This is a genomic window from Frigidibacter sp. (assembly GCF_030695035.1).
Taxonomy (GTDB): domain Bacteria; phylum Pseudomonadota; class Alphaproteobacteria; order Rhodobacterales; family Rhodobacteraceae; genus Frigidibacter.
The window spans coordinates 1-18,131 of the sequence record NZ_JAUYTT010000018.1; the positions used below are offsets into that span (position 1 = coordinate 1).

15 protein-coding genes are annotated in these 18,131 nt (G+C 68.1%); 9 read left to right on the top strand and 6 right to left on the bottom strand.

Annotated elements, in window-relative coordinates; all coding sequences use genetic code 11:
* The 4 genes from Q8S30_RS16830 to Q8S30_RS16845 form a co-directional block, all read left to right on the top strand.
* Nucleotides 1-906: aldehyde dehydrogenase family protein (locus Q8S30_RS16830; RefSeq protein WP_305667188.1), on the top strand; the 906-nt coding region annotated here is incomplete at its 5' end.
* Nucleotides 907-939: 33 nt separating this feature from the next.
* Nucleotides 940-1,842, top strand: a complete 903-nt coding sequence (locus tag Q8S30_RS16835) for a 5-dehydro-4-deoxyglucarate dehydratase (RefSeq protein WP_371135544.1) — start codon at nucleotides 940-942, stop codon at nucleotides 1,840-1,842.
* Nucleotides 1,842-2,894 carry an Ldh family oxidoreductase gene (locus Q8S30_RS16840; RefSeq protein WP_305667190.1) on the top strand — a complete coding sequence of 351 codons (1,053 nt, stop codon included), beginning with the start codon at nucleotides 1,842-1,844 and terminating at the stop codon, nucleotides 2,892-2,894. Before Q8S30_RS16835 ends, Q8S30_RS16840 begins: the two co-directional genes overlap by 1 nt.
* A gap of 214 nt (nucleotides 2,895-3,108) precedes the next feature.
* Nucleotides 3,109-4,545, top strand: a complete 1,437-nt coding sequence (locus Q8S30_RS16845; protein ID WP_305667191.1) for an NAD-dependent succinate-semialdehyde dehydrogenase — start codon at nucleotides 3,109-3,111, stop codon at nucleotides 4,543-4,545.
* A 24-nt stretch (nucleotides 4,546-4,569) separates the two neighbouring features.
* Here the strand turns inward: Q8S30_RS16845 and Q8S30_RS16850 are convergent, their stop codons facing one another.
* The 5 genes from Q8S30_RS16850 to Q8S30_RS16870 are packed head-to-tail and all read right to left on the bottom strand — an operon-like array spanning nucleotide 4,570 to nucleotide 12,240.
* Nucleotides 4,570-5,964, bottom strand: a complete 1,395-nt coding sequence (locus Q8S30_RS16850) for a hypothetical protein (RefSeq protein ID WP_305667192.1) — start codon at nucleotides 5,962-5,964, stop codon at nucleotides 4,570-4,572.
* Nucleotides 5,949-7,049 (bottom strand): glycosyl hydrolase family 8, encoded by a 1,101-nt coding sequence (locus tag Q8S30_RS16855; protein ID WP_305667193.1) that lies wholly within the window; start codon nucleotides 7,047-7,049, stop codon nucleotides 5,949-5,951. The genes Q8S30_RS16850 and Q8S30_RS16855 overlap by 16 nt, the downstream gene beginning before the upstream one ends.
* Nucleotides 7,046-9,202 carry a cellulose biosynthesis cyclic di-GMP-binding regulatory protein BcsB gene (locus Q8S30_RS16860; protein ID WP_305667194.1) on the bottom strand — a complete coding sequence of 719 codons (2,157 nt, stop codon included), beginning with the start codon at nucleotides 9,200-9,202 and terminating at the stop codon, nucleotides 7,046-7,048. The genes Q8S30_RS16855 and Q8S30_RS16860 overlap by 4 nt, the downstream gene beginning before the upstream one ends.
* The gene (gene bcsA / locus Q8S30_RS16865; RefSeq protein WP_305667195.1) at nucleotides 9,199-11,547 is read right to left on the bottom strand and encodes a UDP-forming cellulose synthase catalytic subunit; all 2,349 of its coding nucleotides are present in this window, start codon (nucleotides 11,545-11,547) and stop codon (nucleotides 9,199-9,201) included. Before bcsA ends, Q8S30_RS16860 begins: the two co-directional genes overlap by 4 nt.
* 39 nt (nucleotides 11,548-11,586) lie before the next feature.
* Nucleotides 11,587-12,240 (bottom strand): hypothetical protein, encoded by a 654-nt coding sequence (locus tag Q8S30_RS16870; RefSeq protein ID WP_305667196.1) that lies wholly within the window; start codon nucleotides 12,238-12,240, stop codon nucleotides 11,587-11,589.
* Between the two features lie 205 nt (nucleotides 12,241-12,445).
* Between Q8S30_RS16870 and Q8S30_RS16875 the strand changes: the two genes are divergently transcribed.
* Together Q8S30_RS16875 and Q8S30_RS16880 are read left to right on the top strand one after the other, a co-directional pair.
* Nucleotides 12,446-13,282: a viral aspartic protease gene (locus Q8S30_RS16875; protein ID WP_305667197.1), complete on the top strand. Its 837-nt coding sequence runs from the start codon at nucleotides 12,446-12,448 to the stop codon at nucleotides 13,280-13,282.
* Complete coding sequence (locus tag Q8S30_RS16880) at nucleotides 13,279-14,328, top strand: hypothetical protein (protein ID WP_305667198.1); 1,050 nt, start codon at nucleotides 13,279-13,281, stop codon at nucleotides 14,326-14,328. The genes Q8S30_RS16875 and Q8S30_RS16880 overlap by 4 nt, the downstream gene beginning before the upstream one ends.
* A gap of 40 nt (nucleotides 14,329-14,368) precedes the next feature.
* Here Q8S30_RS16880 and Q8S30_RS16885 read toward each other — a convergent pair whose 3' ends face one another.
* Nucleotides 14,369-15,073: a GntR family transcriptional regulator gene (locus Q8S30_RS16885; protein ID WP_305667199.1), complete on the bottom strand. Its 705-nt coding sequence runs from the start codon at nucleotides 15,071-15,073 to the stop codon at nucleotides 14,369-14,371.
* 116 nt (nucleotides 15,074-15,189) lie between these two features.
* On the opposite strand from Q8S30_RS16885, the gene dctP reads away from it, so the two are divergent.
* The 3 genes from dctP to Q8S30_RS16900 all read left to right on the top strand — a co-directional run bounded on the left by dctP (nucleotide 15,190) and on the right by Q8S30_RS16900 (nucleotide 18,113).
* Complete coding sequence (gene dctP / locus Q8S30_RS16890) at nucleotides 15,190-16,176, top strand: TRAP transporter substrate-binding protein DctP (RefSeq protein WP_305667200.1); 987 nt, start codon at nucleotides 15,190-15,192, stop codon at nucleotides 16,174-16,176.
* Between the two features lie 75 nt (nucleotides 16,177-16,251).
* Nucleotides 16,252-16,800: a TRAP transporter small permease subunit gene (locus Q8S30_RS16895; protein ID WP_305667201.1), complete on the top strand. Its 549-nt coding sequence runs from the start codon at nucleotides 16,252-16,254 to the stop codon at nucleotides 16,798-16,800.
* The gene (locus Q8S30_RS16900) at nucleotides 16,800-18,113 is read left to right on the top strand and encodes a TRAP transporter large permease (RefSeq protein ID WP_305667202.1); all 1,314 of its coding nucleotides are present in this window, start codon (nucleotides 16,800-16,802) and stop codon (nucleotides 18,111-18,113) included. Before Q8S30_RS16895 ends, Q8S30_RS16900 begins: the two co-directional genes overlap by 1 nt.
* The last annotated feature ends 18 nt before the right edge of the window (nucleotides 18,114-18,131 follow it).

An 18,131-nucleotide genomic window follows, 5' to 3' on the forward strand; every position in this document is an offset into this window, starting at 1 on the left:
TGCGGCATGCCCAATGGCGTCTTCAGCCTGATCCAGGGCGGCAAGCGCGATGTCGGCACCTCGCTGGTGCAACACCCGCCGATCCGCGCCGTCGGATTCACCGGCAGCCTCGGCGGCGGGCGCGCACGGTTCGATCTCTGCGCGCAGCGGCCCGAGCCGAGCCCGTGCTTCGGCGAGCTTGGCAGCGTCACCCCCCTGTTCCTCCTGCCCAAGGCCGCCGCCGCCCGCGGCGCCGCCATCGGCGCCGGCTGGGCCGGGTCGCTGACCATGGGCGCCGGCCAGTTCTGCACCAATCCCGGCATTGCGGTCGTGGAAGCCGGCCCCGCCGGTGACGCCTTCGTCAAGGCCGCCGCCGAGGCGCTGGAGAAGGTCGCGCCGCAGGTCATGCTGACCGATGGCATTGCCAAGGCTTACCGCGACGGCAAGGCCCGCTTCGATACCCGCAACGCCGTGCAGCCGGTGCTGGCGACCAGCAGCGAGGGCCGCACCGCCGCCCCGAACCTCTATGAGACCGACGCCGCCAGCTACCTGCAGGACCATGCGCTTGGCGAGGAGGTCTTCGGCCCCCTCGGCCTCGTCGTCCGCGTCAGCGGCGCGGATGAGATGGAGACCTTGGCCAAGGGCTTCGAAGGCCAGCTGACCGCCACGATCCACATGGAGGACGGTGACACGGGCCTCGCCCGCCGCCTGCTGCCGGTGCTGGAGCAGAAGGCCGGCCGCGTGCTGGTCAACGGCTTCCCGACCGGCGTGGAAGTGGCGGATTCGATGGTCCATGGCGGCCCGTACCCGGCATCGACCAACTTCGGCGCCACCAGCGTCGGCACAATGTCCATCCGCCGCTTCATGCGCCCGGTCTGCTTCCAGAACCTGCCAGAGGCCCTGCTGCCGGAAGATTTGCGCGGGTGACCCCCTTTCCCATTCTTCAGGAGTATTCCCATGATCGCCCCCGATGCACTGCGCGAGATCATCCGCCACGGCCTGCTGTCCTTCCCCGTCACCCCGTTCGACGGCGATGACAGCTTCGCCCCCAAGCCCTTCGCGGCGCATCTGGAATGGCTGTCGGGCTTTCCGGTCGCGGGGTTGATCGTGGCCGGCGGCACGGGCGAGTTGTTCTCGCTGACCCCCTCCGAGGTGGTCGAGGTGGTGCGCACAGCCCGCTCCGTCTCGGGCACTGCGCCGGTGATCGCCGGCTGCGGTTATGGCACCAAGATCGCCTGCGACATGGCGCGCGAGATCGAGGCGGCGGGCGGCGACGGTATCTTGCTGCTGCCCCATTACCTGACCGAGGCGCCGCAAGACGGCGTGGCGAACCGCATCCGCGCGGTGTGCAAGGCGACCAACATGGGTGTCATCGTCTACAACCGCGGGCAGGCGCGGGTGTCGGCCGAAACGCTGGCGCAGCTTGCCGACGAATGCCCCAACCTCATCGGCTTCAAGGACGGCACCGGCGATATCGACATGGTGCGCCGGGTGACGGTGATGCTGGGCGACCGTCTGTCCTATATCGGCGGGATGCCGACGCATGAGCTGTTCGCGCAGGCCTACAAGGGCGCGGGGATGCCGACCTATTCCTCGGCCGTGTTCAACTTTGTGCCCGAAACCGCGCTGGCATTCCACGGCGCGCTGATGAAGGGCGACGATGCGACCTGCGAACGGCTGCTGCGCGAGTTCTACTATCCCTTCGCCGCGATCCGCGACCGCAAGACCGGCTATGCCGTGTCGGCGATCAAGGCCGGGGTTGCGCTGCGCGGCTTTGCCACTGGCCCGGTGCGCGCGCCGCTGACCGACCTGACCGGCGAAGAGGTCGAGATGATGCGGGCGCTGATCGCCGGGCGCAGCTGATGGCCCGGATCGAGCAGGGCGCGCTGGCCGCCCTCGCGCAGGCGTTGCTGAGCGGCGCGGGGATGGAGGCGGACAAGGCGGCTGCCACGGCTGCCGTACTCGTCGAGGGCGACATGATCGGGCATGACACCCACGGTGTCGGCCTGCTGCCCTGGTATATCGATGAGCTGGCCGCGGGCCGGATGGCCGGGGCCGGCACCTATGACGTGGTCACCGATCGCGGCGCCAGTTTCGTGTGGAACGGCAACAGCCTGCCCGGCGCCTGGCTGCTGACCGAGGCGCTGGATCTGGCCTGCGCGCGGGCGCGGGAGTTCGGTGTGGTGACGGGTGTGATCGGCAATGCCCATCACACCTGCGCGCTGTCGGCCTTCATGCGGCGGGTGACGGAGCGCGGGTTGATCGTGCAGATGAACGTGTCGAACCCCGCCGCCTCGCGCGTAGCGCCCTATGGCGGAACGATGCCGGTGCTGACGCCGAACCCGATTGCGGCGGGGTTTCCGACCTCCGCCGATCCGGTTCTGATCGACGTATCCTGCTCGATCACCACCACCACCATGACCCAGAGCCTTGCCGCGCGGGGCGAGCGCTTTCCCGAGGCCTGGGCGCTGACCGCTGCTGGCGAGCCGACCGACGATCCGCGCGAGGTGACGGAGCGGGGTGGGTCGATGATGCCGCTTGGCGGGGCGCTGAAGGGCCATAAGGGCTATGGTCTGGGGCTGATGGTAGAGCTGCTGGGGCAGGGGCTGTCGGGTCGCGGCCGGGCCAATACGCCCGCGGGGCCGCTGGCGCAAAGCGCCTATCTGCAGGTGATCGACCCCGAAGCCTTTGCCGGCCTCGATGCCTTCACCGCACAATCCGACCATCTGGCAGAGGCCTGCCGCAGCAACCCGCCCGCCGCCTCCAACGGGGGCCCGGTGCGGGTGCCGGGGGATGCCGCCGCGGCCAAGCGGCGGCGCGCACTGGCCGGCGGCGTGCCGGTGGCCGATGCGCTGTGGCAGCGGCTGGCCGGGCTGGCTGGGGCGGCAGGGGTTGCGGTGCCCGCCACCACTTGACGGTCGCTGCCGCTCCGGCGGGATCGGCGCCGATCAAAGATGATCGACAGGTCTATGATATTGGACTGGTCACCAGCGCCGGAGGCGATAGGTTGCTGCGCGTGCGAGTGCCCGGTGTGGACATGGCCCCCTGCGGGAGGGCGATCCCTGCACCCGTTGCCGGCCGCAAGGCCCGGCTGGTCACCCGCTGAACCGATTGCCGAAAGGACGCATCATGACCGCCTATCCCGATACCATGCTGTTCATCGACGGGGCCTGGACCCCGGCTGCCAGTGGCAAGACCATCCCGGTGCTCGACCCCGCCACCGAGGAAGAGATCGGCACTGTCGCCTGGGCCGAGCGCGCCGATCTGGACGCGGCGCTGGAGGCGGCGCAGCGGGGCTTTGCGCTCTGGCGCGCCGTTTCGGCCTATGACCGGGCCAAGATGATGCGCAAGGCGGCGGATCTGCTGCGCGAGCGGGCGGGCGATATCGGCGCGGTGATGACGCGCGAGCAGGGCAAGCCGCTGGCGCAGGCGAAGATGGAAGTGCTGGCCGCGGCCGACGTGATCGACTGGTTCGCAGAAGAAGCGCGCCGCACCTATGGGCAGGTGATCCCGTCGCGCGCGCCCGGCATCACGCAGATGACCGTCAAGCTGCCGGTGGGGCCGGTTGCGGCCTTCACCCCGTGGAACTTCCCGATCAATCAGGTGGTGCGCAAGCTGTCGGCGGCGCTGGCAGCTGGCTGCTCCATCATCGTCAAGGCGCCCGAGGAGACCCCGGCCTCGCCCGCTGCGCTGATCCGCTGCTTTGCCGATGCGGGTGTGCCTGCGGGCGTGGTGGGCCTTGTCTATGGCGTGCCGGCCGAGATTTCCGAATACCTGATCGCGCATCCGGTGATCCGCAAGGTCACCTTCACCGGCTCTACCCCGGTGGGCAAGCTGCTGGCGAGCCTTGCCGGCCAGCACATGAAACGCGCCACGATGGAGCTGGGGGGCCATGCCCCGGTGATCGTGACCGCCGATGCCGATATCGACAAGGCCATCGCCACGATGGCGATGCATAAGTTCCGCAATGCCGGGCAGGTCTGTGTCTCGCCGACGCGCTTCCTGGTCGAGGAGGCTGTGGCGGACCGGTTCATCGACGGGTTCACCGAGGCGGCCAAGGCTGTGAAGGTCGGCTCGGGCATGGATGCGGACACGGTGATGGGCCCGCTGGCGAATGACCGGCGCATCCCGGCGCTGCAGGCGCTGGTGGATGACGCGGTCGATCATGGCGGGCGGCTGACCACCGGCGGGCGCCGCATCGGCAACAAGGGCTGGTTCTTTGAGCCGACGGTGCTGGCCGATGTGCCGGTCGCCGCGCGGATCATGAATGAAGAACCCTTCGGCCCGGTCGCGGTCATCAACCGCTTCACCAGCCTTGACGCCGCCATCGCCGAGGCGAACCGGCTGCCCTTCGGCCTTGCCGCCTATGCCTGGACCGGATCGGCGGTTGCGGCGGGCCGCATAGCGGCAGAGGTCGAGGCGGGGATGACCACGATCAACCATCTGGGCCTTGCCCTGCCCGAGGTGCCCTTCGGCGGCATCAAGGATTCCGGCTATGGCACCGAAGGCGGGTCCGAGGCGATCGAAGCCTATCTCGATACCCGCTTCATCACCCGGATGGACTGACACCCCAGCCGCATGTCCGCCCGCTTAGCGCGAGGCGGACATGCCGGCGCGGGTTTCCTTGGTGGCCAGTTGGCGGTGCAGCGCCTCGAACTGGCGATAGGCCTCGGCGCGCTTGTCGAGGTTGAGATAGGCATAGGCGCGCAGGATAGCGAGGTCGCGCGTCAGCTTGCCCATATCTTCCATCGCATCCAGGAAGGCGATGGCGCGGTGATAGTCCTTGCGCTCATAGGCGCGGACACCGCGCTGGTTGAGGATGATGGACTCAATCGTCAGCCGTTGTTCGCGGGTGAAATCGGTCGCGGCGGCGATCTGGGCGGCGTTCTCGGTCATGTTCTGGTCTAGGTAGGACAGCGCCATGCCAAAGCGGGCGTCGCGGGTCAGCTCGGGGCTGATGCGCGCGCGTTCCATCTGGCTGAAGCCCGCCAGCGCCTCTGCCGGGCGGTCGAGGTTGTAGGCGCACCACGCCCGCTCATAGGCCAGCTCGGCAGAGCCAGGATTGGCAGAGCGGGCGAGGCATTCGGCCCAGGCCCCCGCCTGTGCGGCAGAGCGGGTGGCGGCCAGGCGGCCGTCGCCTTGGCGGGGCAGGGTGCTGCCGCCCGTGCGCGGGGCGGCGGGGGCTGTGGGTGCGGCCGTCGTGCGCCGCGCGGGCGGGGCGGCGCTTGTGGGGGCCGTGGCCGTGGCAGCCGCCGCGGGCGCGCTGCCCAGAAGCCGGGTTTCCAGCGTGTCCAGCGCCGCGGCATTGCCGGTGAAGCGCGGGCGCACCAGCGCGAACAGCTCTTGCATCTGCGCAGGCGTGGCGATGGCGGAGGCCTTTTCCAGCGTGGCGACAATCTCGGCAAAGCCGGTGCAGGCCGACAGGACGCCGCGATAGGTGGCGAGCGCCCCGCCGCTATCGGCCAGCGCCACCTGCATCTCGGCGGTCTTCCAGGCGTTGTTCACCCGGTCACAGCGCAGCAGTTCCGGCGCGCTGCGGACGATGGCGATGGCCTGTTGCGCCTGCCCGGCAGAGACGGCGGCGTCAAAGCCCTGCTGCGCCGCGGTGATCGACAGCAGTTGCTCCATCTCGGTCGGCGGGGTCCAGCCGGGGAAGGATTTACGCGTCTCGGCAATGGTGCGCTGCGCGCCGGCGACGTCGCCATCGGCGATGCGGCGGTAGATCAGGTCGATCTCGGTCGAGGGCTGGCTGGCCTGCGCGGCCGACAGGTTCTCCGGCGGCGTCCAGCCGGGGAACTGGCTGCGCAGGCGGCGCAGCTCGGCCTCGGCCGAGACCTCGTCGCCCTGGCCGGTGTAGAAGCGCAGGGCTTCGAGGTCCTGATCGGTGGGCGCGGATTGCGCGAATGCGGGCGCGGACAGCGCCAGCAGCAGGCCAAGCGTCAGGGCAGGGCGGGTGAAAGAGCGGCGGGTCACAGCGGCACGCATCTGGGATATCCTTCGATCTGGGCAACCAATGTCATCAGATGCAGCGTCGCGGGGTAATAGGGTTGGGTGGTGTCGAAGGGCGGGATCGCCGATCCGGCGCGCTGTGCCCCGGCACAGGCGGTCAGCGCCGAGACGGCACGATAGCCGGCATGGGTGCTGTATTCCAGCACCCGCCCGGTGCCGCGCTCGAACACCGTCGGCGCGCGCAGATCGCCGGTCTCGGCGGCCTGATGCGCCTCGGTGAAGCCGCGCACGGCGGGGTGGGTATTGGCGCGCGACCAGACCAGGAACAGCGGCACCCGCAGCGCCTCATACCCGCTGTTCGCGGAGAAGCGGGCCGGGGGCAGGGTGATGCCATCGGCCGTCACCTCGACCCAGTCGGGCACCAGCCCGTTTGCCGCCATCTGCGACATCAGCCGCTCTGCCCCATCGGCGCAGCGGGCCAGCGCTGGCTGATCGGTCGCCGCCGCCAGATCGCGCATGGCCCGCGGCATCCAGTAGGAGGGGTTGAGGATGAAGCCCGTCCCGGTGAGGAACCCGCTCGCGGCGGGCAGCATCACGTCGGCGCTGCCATCGGGCATCGTCACCACGCAACTCGCCACCAGATCCGCGGCAATCGCGCGGGCGCGGGCGGCATAGTCCGGCACGCCGAACAACCGCGCGGCGCGGGCGAGGGCCCAAGCGTAAAACAAGTCGCCATCGCTGGCATTGTTGCGGTCGGCCACATGCGGCAGCGCGTCGGGCAGCCAGCGCCATGCCAGAAGCGCATCGGGGCGCAGGGCAAGGTTGGTCTCGGTCCAGCTATACAGCCGCCGGAAGGTCTCGCCGTCGCCAAAGGACAGCGCCAGCGCCATGCCGTAGCCCTGCCCCTCGGAATGGCTGGCGCCTTGCTGGAAGCTGTCCACCACCCTGCCCTCGGGCGCGATGTAGCTGCTTCGCCAAGCTTGCCAGGCGGCCTGCAGCGGATGATCCGCGGGGATCGAGGCGGCGGGCGCGGCTTGGGCGTTCACGGCGGCTCCGGGCAGGGTGGCGAGGGCGGCGGCCCCGGCGAGGCCTTGGAGGAACGTTCGGCGGATCAGGGTCATTTGCGGGCACCTCTGTTGCCGACCACGAAGGACATCGCCACGAGCGACGAGATAAGCGCCAGCAGAACCAGAACGCCGGTGAAGAGCATCGGGGACCAGGAGGCATAGTTGCCAAGCACGAAGCGCAGGTTGCCGGGGCGCAGCGGCTCTTGCAGACGCGGCGGACGGTCGGGGTCGGCCCAGCTGGTCCAGCGGCCATCGGGGCCGAGCAGGGAAACCTGCCCGCGCGGCCCGTCAAAGGCCCGGCGCCCGGCTTCCAGCGCGGCGGCGACGAAGGCCGGGTCGGTGCCCGGCCCCAGCAGCAGCCACAGGTGCTGCGGCACCTCGGGGTCGGGTTGCAGAAGCATGGCAATGCCGTGCCGGTCCGCCAGCCAGCGATCCAGCGGCGGATCACCGGGCAGGGCGAGGCCGACAAGGTCGGCCCAACGGCGATGCAGCCAGCTGTCTTGCGGGCCGCCGGCGGAATCTTCGGTGCTGGCGGGCATTTGCGCGACCGCCTCCTCCAGCATCCGCCGGGTCAGGCCAAGCGCCGCCAATGGCATCTCGCCCGGCGCGTCGATCCGCGCGACGGTCAGCACGGCCGGCGCACGGTCGGCCCGGGGTTCTGGCGGCTGGTAGAGCGCGGCGAAGGGCAGCAACAGCTCCTCGGTCGCGGCAGAGGCGGCGCTGGTGCCCTGCACGCCGTCCGTCGTCAGCCGCGCCAAGGGGCGTGCCATATTAGGCAGGTCCATCGCAGGGGCGGGGGGCGTCCACAGCGTTGACGACCCAAGGATCGTCAGCGTCTCTTCCTTCAGCGGGGCGCAGGGCATGTCGGGCGGATCGCCCGGCAGGATGGCCTCGAAGCTGACGCGGTTGGCGCCGGGGCGCAGCAGGTTTGCGGCAAAGCCCATCTCGAGCGGGGGCTGGACCCTGCCGCCATTGCGGTCGAGCGGCAGCAGCCGCACGGTCTGGCCATTGACCTTGACCAGCATCAGCGATCCGGAGGGCAGGGCGTCTGCAAAGCCGTAGAGCAGGGTGAAGCGCGCCTCTTGCGAGGCCAGGATCAGCCAGTCATCGGGCAGGCGGAAGTTCATGTCATGCAAGATGTAATGGCCGCGGGCGGTGGTGTCGCCGAGGCCCAGATCGGCAAAGGGCGTCGCCTGTCCCGGCTGCAGCGCGGGCACGGCGCCGGCCTGAGGGGTTTCGGCCGCGGCGAGAGGCGGCAGAACGGACTCCAGCGGCAGCTCTACCCCTGCCGCCGGGTCCAGCAGCAGCACGACGGCGCCATCGCCGCCCTGTTCGATGCTGGCGCGGCCGGTGCCGCCCTGCAAGACCGTGATCCGCGCCTTGGACGGCGCGCCGGTCTGCGGGGTCCAGGGGGAGACGACGCGGAAATCGGGCGTTGCGGCCAGGGCGGCGGTCAGCCGTGCGGAAAGGTTGCGCAGCAGCAGCGGATCGAGGGCACCGTCGGCGCGGATCTCGATCGGCGCGCCGCTGGCGACCTGCGCCGAGGCGGCAGCCAGAAAGCCGGCGGCATCGGCGCCGAGGCGGGCGGCCTGCATCGTCACGCCGCTTTGCGGCAGCAGCAGCTCTGTCCAGACCGCAAAGCTGGCCTCGGGGCCGCAGAAGATGCGGTGATGGTGGACGACGTCGATCTGCACCCGGTTCAGCCCCGGCCGCAGCGCGGTGCTTTGCAGCGTGACCGGTGTGAACTGGGCAAAACTGGTCAGCAGGAAGGCGCCCGCCGGCTCGCCATTCACGCTGACCGACAGTTGCGAGCGTTCGGGCAGCACGTTGATGCTGGAGCGATAGGCCAGCACCAGATCGCTGGCCGAGGCGCCATCCGGCAGCCAGAGCATGAACTCGGCCCCGGACTGCTCTCCTGTCAGGCGGAAGGCGCCCGGGAGAGCGGCGTTGTCGGCCGCAGATCCATTGGACGGCAGCACCGGGACAGAGGGGCGCAGCGGCAGCAGCCAAGTCTGCACCGGGGCTGCGGCGGCGTCGCTGCCGCTGTCGCGCAAAACCTGTTCGGCGATGGCTGCCTCGGCCGGTGCCGTGTCCTCTGCGGGGAAGGCCTCGATCAGCGGCGAGTCCTGCGCCGCCGCCGCAGCGGCCCAAAGCGCCAGCGCCAGCGCTGCATGAAGCGTGGCCCAAGGGGCAAGCTGGGCGGTCATTGCCGCTCCTCCAGATACAGTCCCTCGACGGGCTGGGTGCTGCGCGGGGCTGCGGCGGCCAGGATGTCGGCGGTGAAGGCGAGCAGGTGAACCGGGCGCTGCTCTTGCGGGCGTTCGGCGGCGCGGCGGCGGCGGGCGGGTTCGCGGGCGAAGTCCATGATGGTTTTCGGCAGGCTCGTCAGGCACAGGCCGAGCATGTAGAGAAGGCCCGACACCAGCCCCTTGCGGGCGCGTGTCGCCTCGCGCACGCGCTGCCAGTTCTCGCTGGCGCCGAAGGTCAGAAAGGCGATGGCCGCCCGCGCCTCCATCGAGGGGTTGGGCTGCATCCGCAGGCCGATCAGCGCGCCCTTTTCGGTGCGGGTGATGTTGCGCACCACGGCGCCCAGATCGGTTTCCAGATGCTGGGCATCGGGAAAGCGCGGCCGAAAGGTGACGACATCGTCCAGCGCGAGGGTCGGCCCCGTGCTGCCTTCCGCTCCCCGTGGCATCTGGAACACGAGGCCCGCGCCGCGGACCGAGGCATCTACGATGGTGGCCTGCACGGGGGCGGTTTGCCCCTCCCAGGTCAGAGTTGCCGGCACCTCCATCGCCACGCGTGGGGTGGCGCGGCTTTGCTGCTTTTCGCAAACGGCGCGCAGCGCGAGACTGACCAGCAGGAAGTTGAACACTGCCCACCCGCCGACAATCGCCAGCACCCCGCGGTCACCCGGGAAGGCGATCCAGCGGGCCACCAATGCGACGACGCCGGCCGCCATGAGCAGCAGCAGGAACAGCAGCGGCTTGTAGACGGGCGAGATGTAATCCTCGACGAGCATCTCGTCCTTGGCTGTCACGTTGAACTTGGCGGCGCGGGGGCGCAGCACGGTGCGGAAGATCGCGGCGGCGAGGTAGGGCGCCTGCGCGACCTCGAACACCTCGGACACCAGTGGCCATCGGTAGCGGCTGAAGAGGGCGTTCTGCACGAGGAAGCTGATCGCGAGATAGCCCAGCATATAGGCCATGACCTCGGCATAGGTGGAGACGAAGATCTCGATCCCGAAGAACAGGTAGACCAGCGGCACCAGCAGATAGGCCATGCGGATCAGCGGAAACAGCCAGAAGCTCATCGAGTTGATGTAGCACAGCCGCTGCGGCAGCCGCAGGCCGGTACGGAACAGCGGGTTCTTCAGGATCAGCATCTGCATCATGCCGGTGGCCCACCGGCCGCGCTGCTGGATGAACGAGGCGAAGGTTTCGGGCTGCAGCCCAGCCACCATCGCCCGGTCGATATAAAGGCTCTTCCAGCCGCGCGCATGGATGTCGAGCGCGGTTTCGGCATCCTCGGTAATGGTCTCACCCGAGAACCCGCCGACGCTGTCGAGCGCAGCGCGGCGCAGAACGGCGGCCGAGCCGCAGAAGAAGGCGCCGCCCCAGCGGTCGAGGCCGCGGTGGATCTTGGAATAGAACATCTCGTTCTCGGTCGGGACCTTGCGCGAGAAGCCAAGGTTCCGCTGCACCGGGTCATCGTTGATGAAGAAGTGCGGCGTCTGCACCAGGAACAGCTTCGGGTCATCGACGAAATAGCCCACGGTGCGCGCCAGAAAGTCCCGGGTCGGGACGTGGTCGGCATCGAACACCACCACCAGATCGCCGTTGAGCCGCTCCAGCGCCGCCGACATGTTGCCGGCCTTGGCGTGTTCGTTGCGGGCGCGGGTGGAATACATGATGCCAAGATCGGCGCAAAGCTGCTGCAGCTCCGCCCGCCGCTTGCGCGAGGCGGCGGCAAGTTCGGGGTTGTCGGAATTGCAGCGCTGGTCGGTGCCGCCATCGTCGCACAGCACCACGGTGCGCTTGTCCACCGGGTAGATCATGTTCTTTGCGGCCAAGAGCGTGATCGCCAGCATCTCCGTCGGCTCGTTATACGACGGCACGAGGATATCCACCGTCGGCAGGTCGCGCAGCGACACCTGCGGCGGCATCTTGCGGGTGGTGGGATCGGCATTGACGAAGGCGTTCAGGAAGAAGGCGAGGTTCGAGTAAAGCTCCACCGCGAACAGCAGCACCGCGACGGTGAAGGACACCGTCGGCGCGGCGGGGGGCAGCGTTTCCAGCAACCGCCAGACCATGTAGCGCAGCACGATCACGCTGGCGACGGCGAGCAGCGCAAAGCGCGCCGTGGTCTGTTCGGTGAAGGGCTTGAGCAGCACGACCAGCAGCACCGCCACGATGCTGAGCAGCGCCTGACCGGCATTCGAGGTGGGAACCGAAGTCAGCAGCAGGATCGGTACCAGCAGCACCACCCACAGCAGCAGCGTGGCATAGGTCTTCACCTGGCCGGATTTGCGCGAGGAGGGCCTGTCTGCCATGTCGTCATGTCCTCTCGGGGGCGGTCAGCAGGGCGCTGGTCACTGCATGGGTCCGGCGAGCGGTGACAGCATCCGGCTGCCACTGGTGCTGCTTTGCCCCAGGGGGCGGTCGCCGGTGATCGCCGCGGCGCCCATCGGGGCCAGCGCCTCTTCGGCGGTGCCGCTGACGCAGTTGCGCAGCATGATATCGAGTACCGTCAGCCCCTCGGGTGGCAACCATGCGCCCGGTTCCAGCCGGCGGATGCCAAGCACGCAGAGCGTCGAGGTGCCGGTGCTGTATTCGGTCCAGAAATAGGGGCCAAGCGCGTCTTCGCCGGATTGCAGGCCGGAATCGCTGATCTCGGTGAAAGGCGCCGGTGCGCCGCCGACGCGGCGCATGAACTCTTCCAGCCGCAGCCGGCCCACATAGCGGGGATCCTGCCCGCGCGCCCGCATCTGCAACACATTCTCGCCGCGGAAGGTGGTGGCGTTCTTCAGCACGATCTTCTGTTCGGCCTGCGGGCCCAGATCGCGCTGCAGCGTCATGATGCCGGCGGGGGCGTTCACCCAACGCTGGCTGTCGGGGACAACCTGGAACGGGGTTGTCGCCTCGCGCTGGTCCATCCGCAGCGGCAGCTCTGGCGCGGCGAAGTCACAGGCGGAGACTGCGCAGAGCGCAAAAAACACAGGCAGGCAGGGGAGGGCCTTCCACATCGGTTCTGCATGATCCTTTTTGGACTCTGTTTGGTCTAACCCACGCCGACCCGAGGGCGACGAGAACTGGTTAATAACTAGCGGGACGTGATGGCATAATAAGGGCAGACATGCCAGATTCTCTGAGTGTACCAGTGATTCCCGGCCTTGTGTGCTCCGCGGTCGGACGCATTAATGCCACAGTTTACCCCGACAGGAGACGCCGATGAGCCGGATGCTGGACCTGATGCGCTGCGCCGCGGCGCTTGCTGGCCTCGTGCTGCTGGCTGGATGCGGTGGGGGAGGGGGCGGCACCGGCGGCGGCGTGACGCCGACCGATCCGGGGACGGAGATCGTGACCCCGGGGCTGGAAAGCTACACGACGCAGCACAACGGCTATTCCCGCGTGCGGCGCACCCAGTCGGAAGGGGCGGCTGATGACGCGGTGCTGGCCGCGTTCGACGATGCCGATCCGGCCTCGCCCGCCGGCTACAAGAGCCTGATTGCCGAGGCAGAGGCGGCCTACACCGATACCATGACCATCGAGGTGATCGCCGAGGTGGATGGCAATGGCGATCCGACGCGGATCCTGCGGCTGACCGCCGATCAGGCGCCGGTGGAGAACATCGCCTCGGCCAGCGGGAAATACTACTTCCGCGGCAAGAACTATGTCTGGGTGTCGGTCGATGGCGGCGCGCTGCAAAGCGGCTACGACGAGAACGGCCTTGTTAACATGGTCATCGATTTCGATGCCGAGACGGCCAGCATCGACCTGCGGACCGGCGTGGATGCCGGATCGGACGTGCGCACCGAGATGCTGGCGACTGACATGCCGTTCAACGTCTCCTCGGGCGCCTATGGCGGGCCGATCACCCTGTCGGTCTGGGCCCCGGGGAATGAGATCCTTGAGGCGGATGGGATGCTGCGCGGCAATATCGGCGGTGACCTGTCGGATGTGTCGAAAGAGAACCTGACCACCTCGGGCGTCTATATCGCCGAAAGTGACCGGATCGAGGCTTCGGGCATCTTCTACGGCCAGCACCCCAACCAGATCAGCCCATGACCGCGCGCGCGCGGCGCCTCGCCGCGCTGCTGCTGGCGCTCTGCGCGGCCCCGGCCGCGGCGGATGAGGGCGCCCGCGTCGCCACCAGCGCGCTGGCCGGGTCCGAGCGGCTGCGGCTGTTTGCGTTCGGCAAGGCGCTGGAGACGGGCGCGCTGCCGCCCGCGCTGGTGGGCCGCATGAAGCGCGACATGGTGCGGCAGGGCTTCTACCACGAGCCGGGGCAGACTCCGCTGATAGCGCTCGATGCCTGGGCCGCGCCGGTGCTGAGCTATGACGGCAATATCAACGGCGGCGCCTATAACGACCGGCTGAGCGTCGACGGCATCATCTTCGAAACCACGCCGGAATATGTCGCCAAGGCCGGCATCGTGGCGGGTGTTGGCGCCGGGGGCGAGGCGCGGCTGGCCTGGGACAGCGGGCGCTATGTCTCGGCGGCCCTGCGCGCCGAGACCGTCTGGGCACCCGAGCATGACATCGGCCGCGGATATGCCGAGCTGCGGGTCTGTTCGGACAACCACCTGACCGGCTGGACCTTCCTCGACCTCTGCCACACCGAGGCCGTGCTGAACCGAGAGCTGGACCGCAGCGAAACTGCCCTGACCAAGATCAGCGCAGAGCATCTGTTCGAAACCGGCGCCGGCTATCACGCCCTGACCACCGGGCTGGAACAGCGCGACGGCAGCACCCGCCAGATGGCGCTGGAACTGGGGGTGGAGAGCCTGTGGGACGGCGCGGTCACCGAAGTGGCGCTGAGCCTTGGCGAGGAGGTGCCCGGCGAGACGGTGCAGCGGCTGGCGCTGGGGGCCGGCATCCGCTGGCATCAGGGCCGGCATCCGATGGGCCTCAGCCTTGGCTATCAGGAGGCGGAGGGAGGGCAATTCCTCGGCCAGGACCGCACCGACCGCCGCTACGCCGCCGCGCTGGTCTATCAGGTCAGCCCCAGTGTGACGCTGGGGGTGGATCTGGCGCGGAATGACTCGACGGTGGCGTTCTTCGACTATGACGAGGTCGGGGTTACGGCGACGTTTTCGGGGTTCAGGTGGTAGGGGTGGGCAGGTGATTAACAGTCAATTGGCGTGAGACGGGCTACACCCTCTCCCGATCCCTTTGCCGCGCCCCCGCCGCCCCAATCGACCGCCGATACTGCGCCGCGAGGTCGTTGAACCTGTCCCCCTGCACGGCGATATGGGCGCGCATCTGGGCGGTCACGGCCGCTTCATCCCCGGCCACCAGCGCGTCGAAGATCAGGCGGTGTTCCTTCAGCGATTCGCGCATCCGGCCGCGCAGGCGCAGTTGCAGGCGGCGGAAGGGTTTCAGGCGGCGGTGCAGGCGTTCGGCCTCGCCGGCCAGAAAGCGGTTGCCCGAGGCGCGGTAGATCAGCGCGTGGAAGGCGTGGTTGGCGTGGTAGTAGCCGTCGAAATCATCGGCGGCGAAGGCCGTCTCGCAGCCCACAAGCGCCGCGGCGATCTCGGCTTGGGCCTCCGGCGTCATCCGGCGGGCGGCGTAGCGGCCGCACATCGCCTCGATCTCGGCCATCACGTCGAACATCTCGATCACGTCGTCCAGCGCCGGGAACTTGACGAAGGCGCCGCGCCGCAGCCGCAGCTCTACCAGCCCCGAGGCGGCAAGCGATTGAAAAGCCTCACGCAGCGGCGTGCGCGAGACGTGGAACTGCTCGGCAAGGCTGACCTCGTCCAGCCGGGCGCCGTCGGGGAAATGGCCCTCGACGATCATCTCCTCCAGCGCTTCGCGGATCTGGTCGGTGCGGCGGTCGAGGGGGATGTCCTGCATGGTCGGGATACCTGATGTCATTTCTTGCATACAATAGGATTGACATTGCATATCCGCAACGACAATCTGACCGCCATTGCTTAGGCAACCACAGTTACCTTTGGGAGGAGGTTTCCATGAAACACGCAAAGATTGCGGTCTGCGCCGCAGTTCCGTTCGCCCTGTTCGCGGCTTCGGCCAGCGCCGAGCAGCTTCGGCTGTCGCACCAGTTCGCACCGGGTGACCTGCGCCACCGCATCGCCGAGATCGTGGCCGAAGAGGTTGCGGCGGCGGATGTCGATCTGACCATCCAGATCTTCCCCTCGGGATCGCTGTTCAAGGCGACCGAGCAATATGTGCCGCTCAGCCGCGGCCAGCTGGACATGACGGTATTCCCGCTGTCCTACGCCGGCGGCCAGCGCCCCGAATACAACTTGACGCTGATGCCGGGACTGGTGAAGAACCACGACCACGCCGCCCGCCTCAACGCCTCGCCCTTCATGGACGAGATCGAGGCGCTGCTGAACGAAGATGACGTGATGACGCTGGTGAAAGGCTATCTGGCCGGCGGCTTTGCCAGCATGGGCGAATGCATCACCAGCCCCGAGGATGTGCAGGGCATGACCGTGCGCGCCGCGGGCAAGGGGTTCGAGGAGATGCTGCAGGCCGCGGGCGCCTCGATCGCGTCGATGCCCTCGTCGGAGACCTACAACGCGATGCAGCAGAACGTGCTGAACGCGCTCAACACCTCGTCCTCGTCCTTCGTGTCGTTCCGCCTGCAGGAGCTGGCGAAGTGCTACACCCCTGCCGCAGATGTGGCGCTGTGGTTCATGTATCAGCCGATGCTGATCAACAAGAGCACCTTCGACGGGCTGACTCCTGAGCAGCAGGCGGCGCTGATGGCGGGCGCGGCCAAGGCCGAGGCCTATTACTTTGAGGAAGCCAAGAAGGAAGACGCGGCTTCGGTCGAGGTGTTCCGCGCCGCGGGCGTCGAGATCGCCGAGATGACGCAAGAGGATTTCGACGCCTGGCAAGCGCTGGCGCAGGAGTCTTCCTACAAGCAGTTCGTGGTTGATGCGCCCGATGGGCAGCGCCTGCTCGATATGGCGCTGTCGGTCGAGTGACCGTTTCCGGGCGCGGGACATCCCCGCGCCCGACTGCCCGAGTGTCTAGACTCCCGCCTCTTTCGGAGACGCCCCATGTCCGGTTCCCATTCCGCCGCCCCTGCTGCAAGCAGAGGGGCAGGCTTCGTCCGTAGCGTTCGCGCCATATCCACCGTCTGCGGCTGGTTCGCCGCCGCCTGCACCGTCATCGCCCTCTTCGTCACCTGCCACATGATCTTTGTGCGCGCGGTGCTGGGGCAATCGACGATCTGGCAGACCGAGGCGGTGATCTACCTGATGATCGCGGCCACCGTCGTGGGGCTGCCTTACGTGCAAAAACTGCGCGGCCATGTGAACGTGGACCTGATCCCGCTCATGCTGCCGCCGCGGGTGCGGCGCGTGCTGGCCTATGTCACGCTGAGTGCCACGCTTGTGGTGATCGCGCTGCTGGCCTGGCATTCGGGGCATATCTGGCTTGAGGCGTTTGACCGGGGCTGGAAATCCTCGACCGTCTGGGCCCCGCCGCTCTGGGTGCCCTACCTCGCCCTGCCGATCGGGTTCGGGCTGTTCGTGCTGCAAGTCTTGGCTGATCTGGTGGCGCTGGCCACCGGCATTGACGCGCCCTTTGGCGTGAGGGAGGCGTAATGGATCCGCTGGTTCTGGGCGCGCTTGTCGCCGTCGCTACGATTGTCGTTCTTTTCTCGGGCGTTTCCGTCGCCGTGGGCCTGCTGGTCGTGTCGGCAGCGTTCCTGCTGATCTTCGATGGCGCCCGGTCGCTGGAGATGATGCCCGAGATCTTCTTTGCCGATCTCAACAGCTTCACCATCCTGTCGATCCCGATGTTCATCATCATGGGCGCGGCTATCGCCTCCACCCGGGCCGGGGCTGACCTGTTCGAGGCGCTGGAGCGTTGGCTGACCCGCGTGCCGGGCGGCCTTGTGGTGTCGAACCTCGGAGCCTGTGCCCTCTTTGCGGCGATGTCTGGGTCCAGCCCCGCCACCTGCGCCGCCATCGGCAAGATGGGCATCCCCGAGATGCAAAAGCGCGGCTATCCCGACGGGGTGGCGGCGGGTGCCATCGCCGCGGGCGGAACGCTGGGGATCCTGATCCCGCCCTCGGTCACCATGATCGTCTATGGCATCGCCACCGAAACCTCGATCGGGCGGCTGTTCCTGGCAGGCGTGATGCCCGGGATCATGCTGATGGGCCTGTTCATGGCCTGGGCGATCTTCGCCACCTGGCGGTCGGGAAATATCGCCGTGCTGTCGCCGCGCCATTACAGCTTGCGTGAGAAGCTGGAGATCCTGCCGCGCATCGTGCCGTTCCTGGTGGTGATCCTCGGCGTGCTCTACGCGATGTATGGCGGGGTCGCCACGACGTCGGAAACCGCGGCGGTGGGGGCGGTGCTGTGCCTTGGCATGGCCATCGTGATCTACAAGATGTGGAACCCGCGTGCGATCTGGGCGGTGCTGCGCGACAGCACCCGCGAGAGCGTGATGATCCTGTTCATCATGGCCGCCGCGGGGGTCTTCGCCTACATGATGTCCTCGCTGTTCATTACCCAGTCCATCGCGCAATGGATCGCGGGGCTGGATGTGAACCGCTGGGTGCTGATGGGGATCATCAACCTGTTCCTGCTGGTCGCGGGCTTCTTCCTGCCCCCGGTCGCGGTGATTTTGATGACCGCGCCGATCCTTCTGCCGATCCTCGATGCCGCGCAGTTCGATCCCTACTGGTTTGCGGTGATCCTGACGATCAACATGGAAATCGGGCTGATCACGCCGCCGGTTGGCCTCAACCTCTTCGTCATCAACTCCATCGCCCCCAACATCTCGCTGCGCACCATTCTGGTCGGGTCGGCACCCTTCGTGGGCTGCATGATCCTCGCCATCGTGATCCTGTGCTTCTTCCCCGAGATTGCAACCTGGCTGCCCGATCTGGTGATGGGCCCGTCCTGAAGGAGCACCTGAATATGA

Coding starts and splice junctions, on each gene's coding strand:
- Q8S30_RS16885 (WP_305667199.1), bottom strand. CDS start 15,073: ATGCAGGACATCCCCCTCGACCGCCGCACCGACCAGATCCGCGAAGCG.
- dctP (WP_305667200.1), top strand. CDS start 15,190: ATGAAACACGCAAAGATTGCGGTCTGCGCCGCAGTTCCGTTCGCCCTG.
- Q8S30_RS16845 (WP_305667191.1), top strand. CDS start 3,109: ATGACCGCCTATCCCGATACCATGCTGTTCATCGACGGGGCCTGGACC.
- Q8S30_RS16900 (WP_305667202.1), top strand. CDS start 16,800: ATGGATCCGCTGGTTCTGGGCGCGCTTGTCGCCGTCGCTACGATTGTC.
- Q8S30_RS16870 (WP_305667196.1), bottom strand. CDS start 12,240: ATGTGGAAGGCCCTCCCCTGCCTGCCTGTGTTTTTTGCGCTCTGCGCA.
- Q8S30_RS16895 (WP_305667201.1), top strand. CDS start 16,252: ATGTCCGGTTCCCATTCCGCCGCCCCTGCTGCAAGCAGAGGGGCAGGC.
- Q8S30_RS16880 (WP_305667198.1), top strand. CDS start 13,279: ATGACCGCGCGCGCGCGGCGCCTCGCCGCGCTGCTGCTGGCGCTCTGC.
- Q8S30_RS16875 (WP_305667197.1), top strand. CDS start 12,446: ATGAGCCGGATGCTGGACCTGATGCGCTGCGCCGCGGCGCTTGCTGGC.
- Q8S30_RS16855 (WP_305667193.1), bottom strand. CDS start 7,049: ATGACCCTGATCCGCCGAACGTTCCTCCAAGGCCTCGCCGGGGCCGCC.
- Q8S30_RS16840 (WP_305667190.1), top strand. CDS start 1,842: ATGGCCCGGATCGAGCAGGGCGCGCTGGCCGCCCTCGCGCAGGCGTTG.
- Q8S30_RS16850 (WP_305667192.1), bottom strand. CDS start 5,964: ATGCGTGCCGCTGTGACCCGCCGCTCTTTCACCCGCCCTGCCCTGACG.
- bcsA (WP_305667195.1), bottom strand. CDS start 11,547: ATGGCAGACAGGCCCTCCTCGCGCAAATCCGGCCAGGTGAAGACCTAT.
- Q8S30_RS16860 (WP_305667194.1), bottom strand. CDS start 9,202: ATGACCGCCCAGCTTGCCCCTTGGGCCACGCTTCATGCAGCGCTGGCG.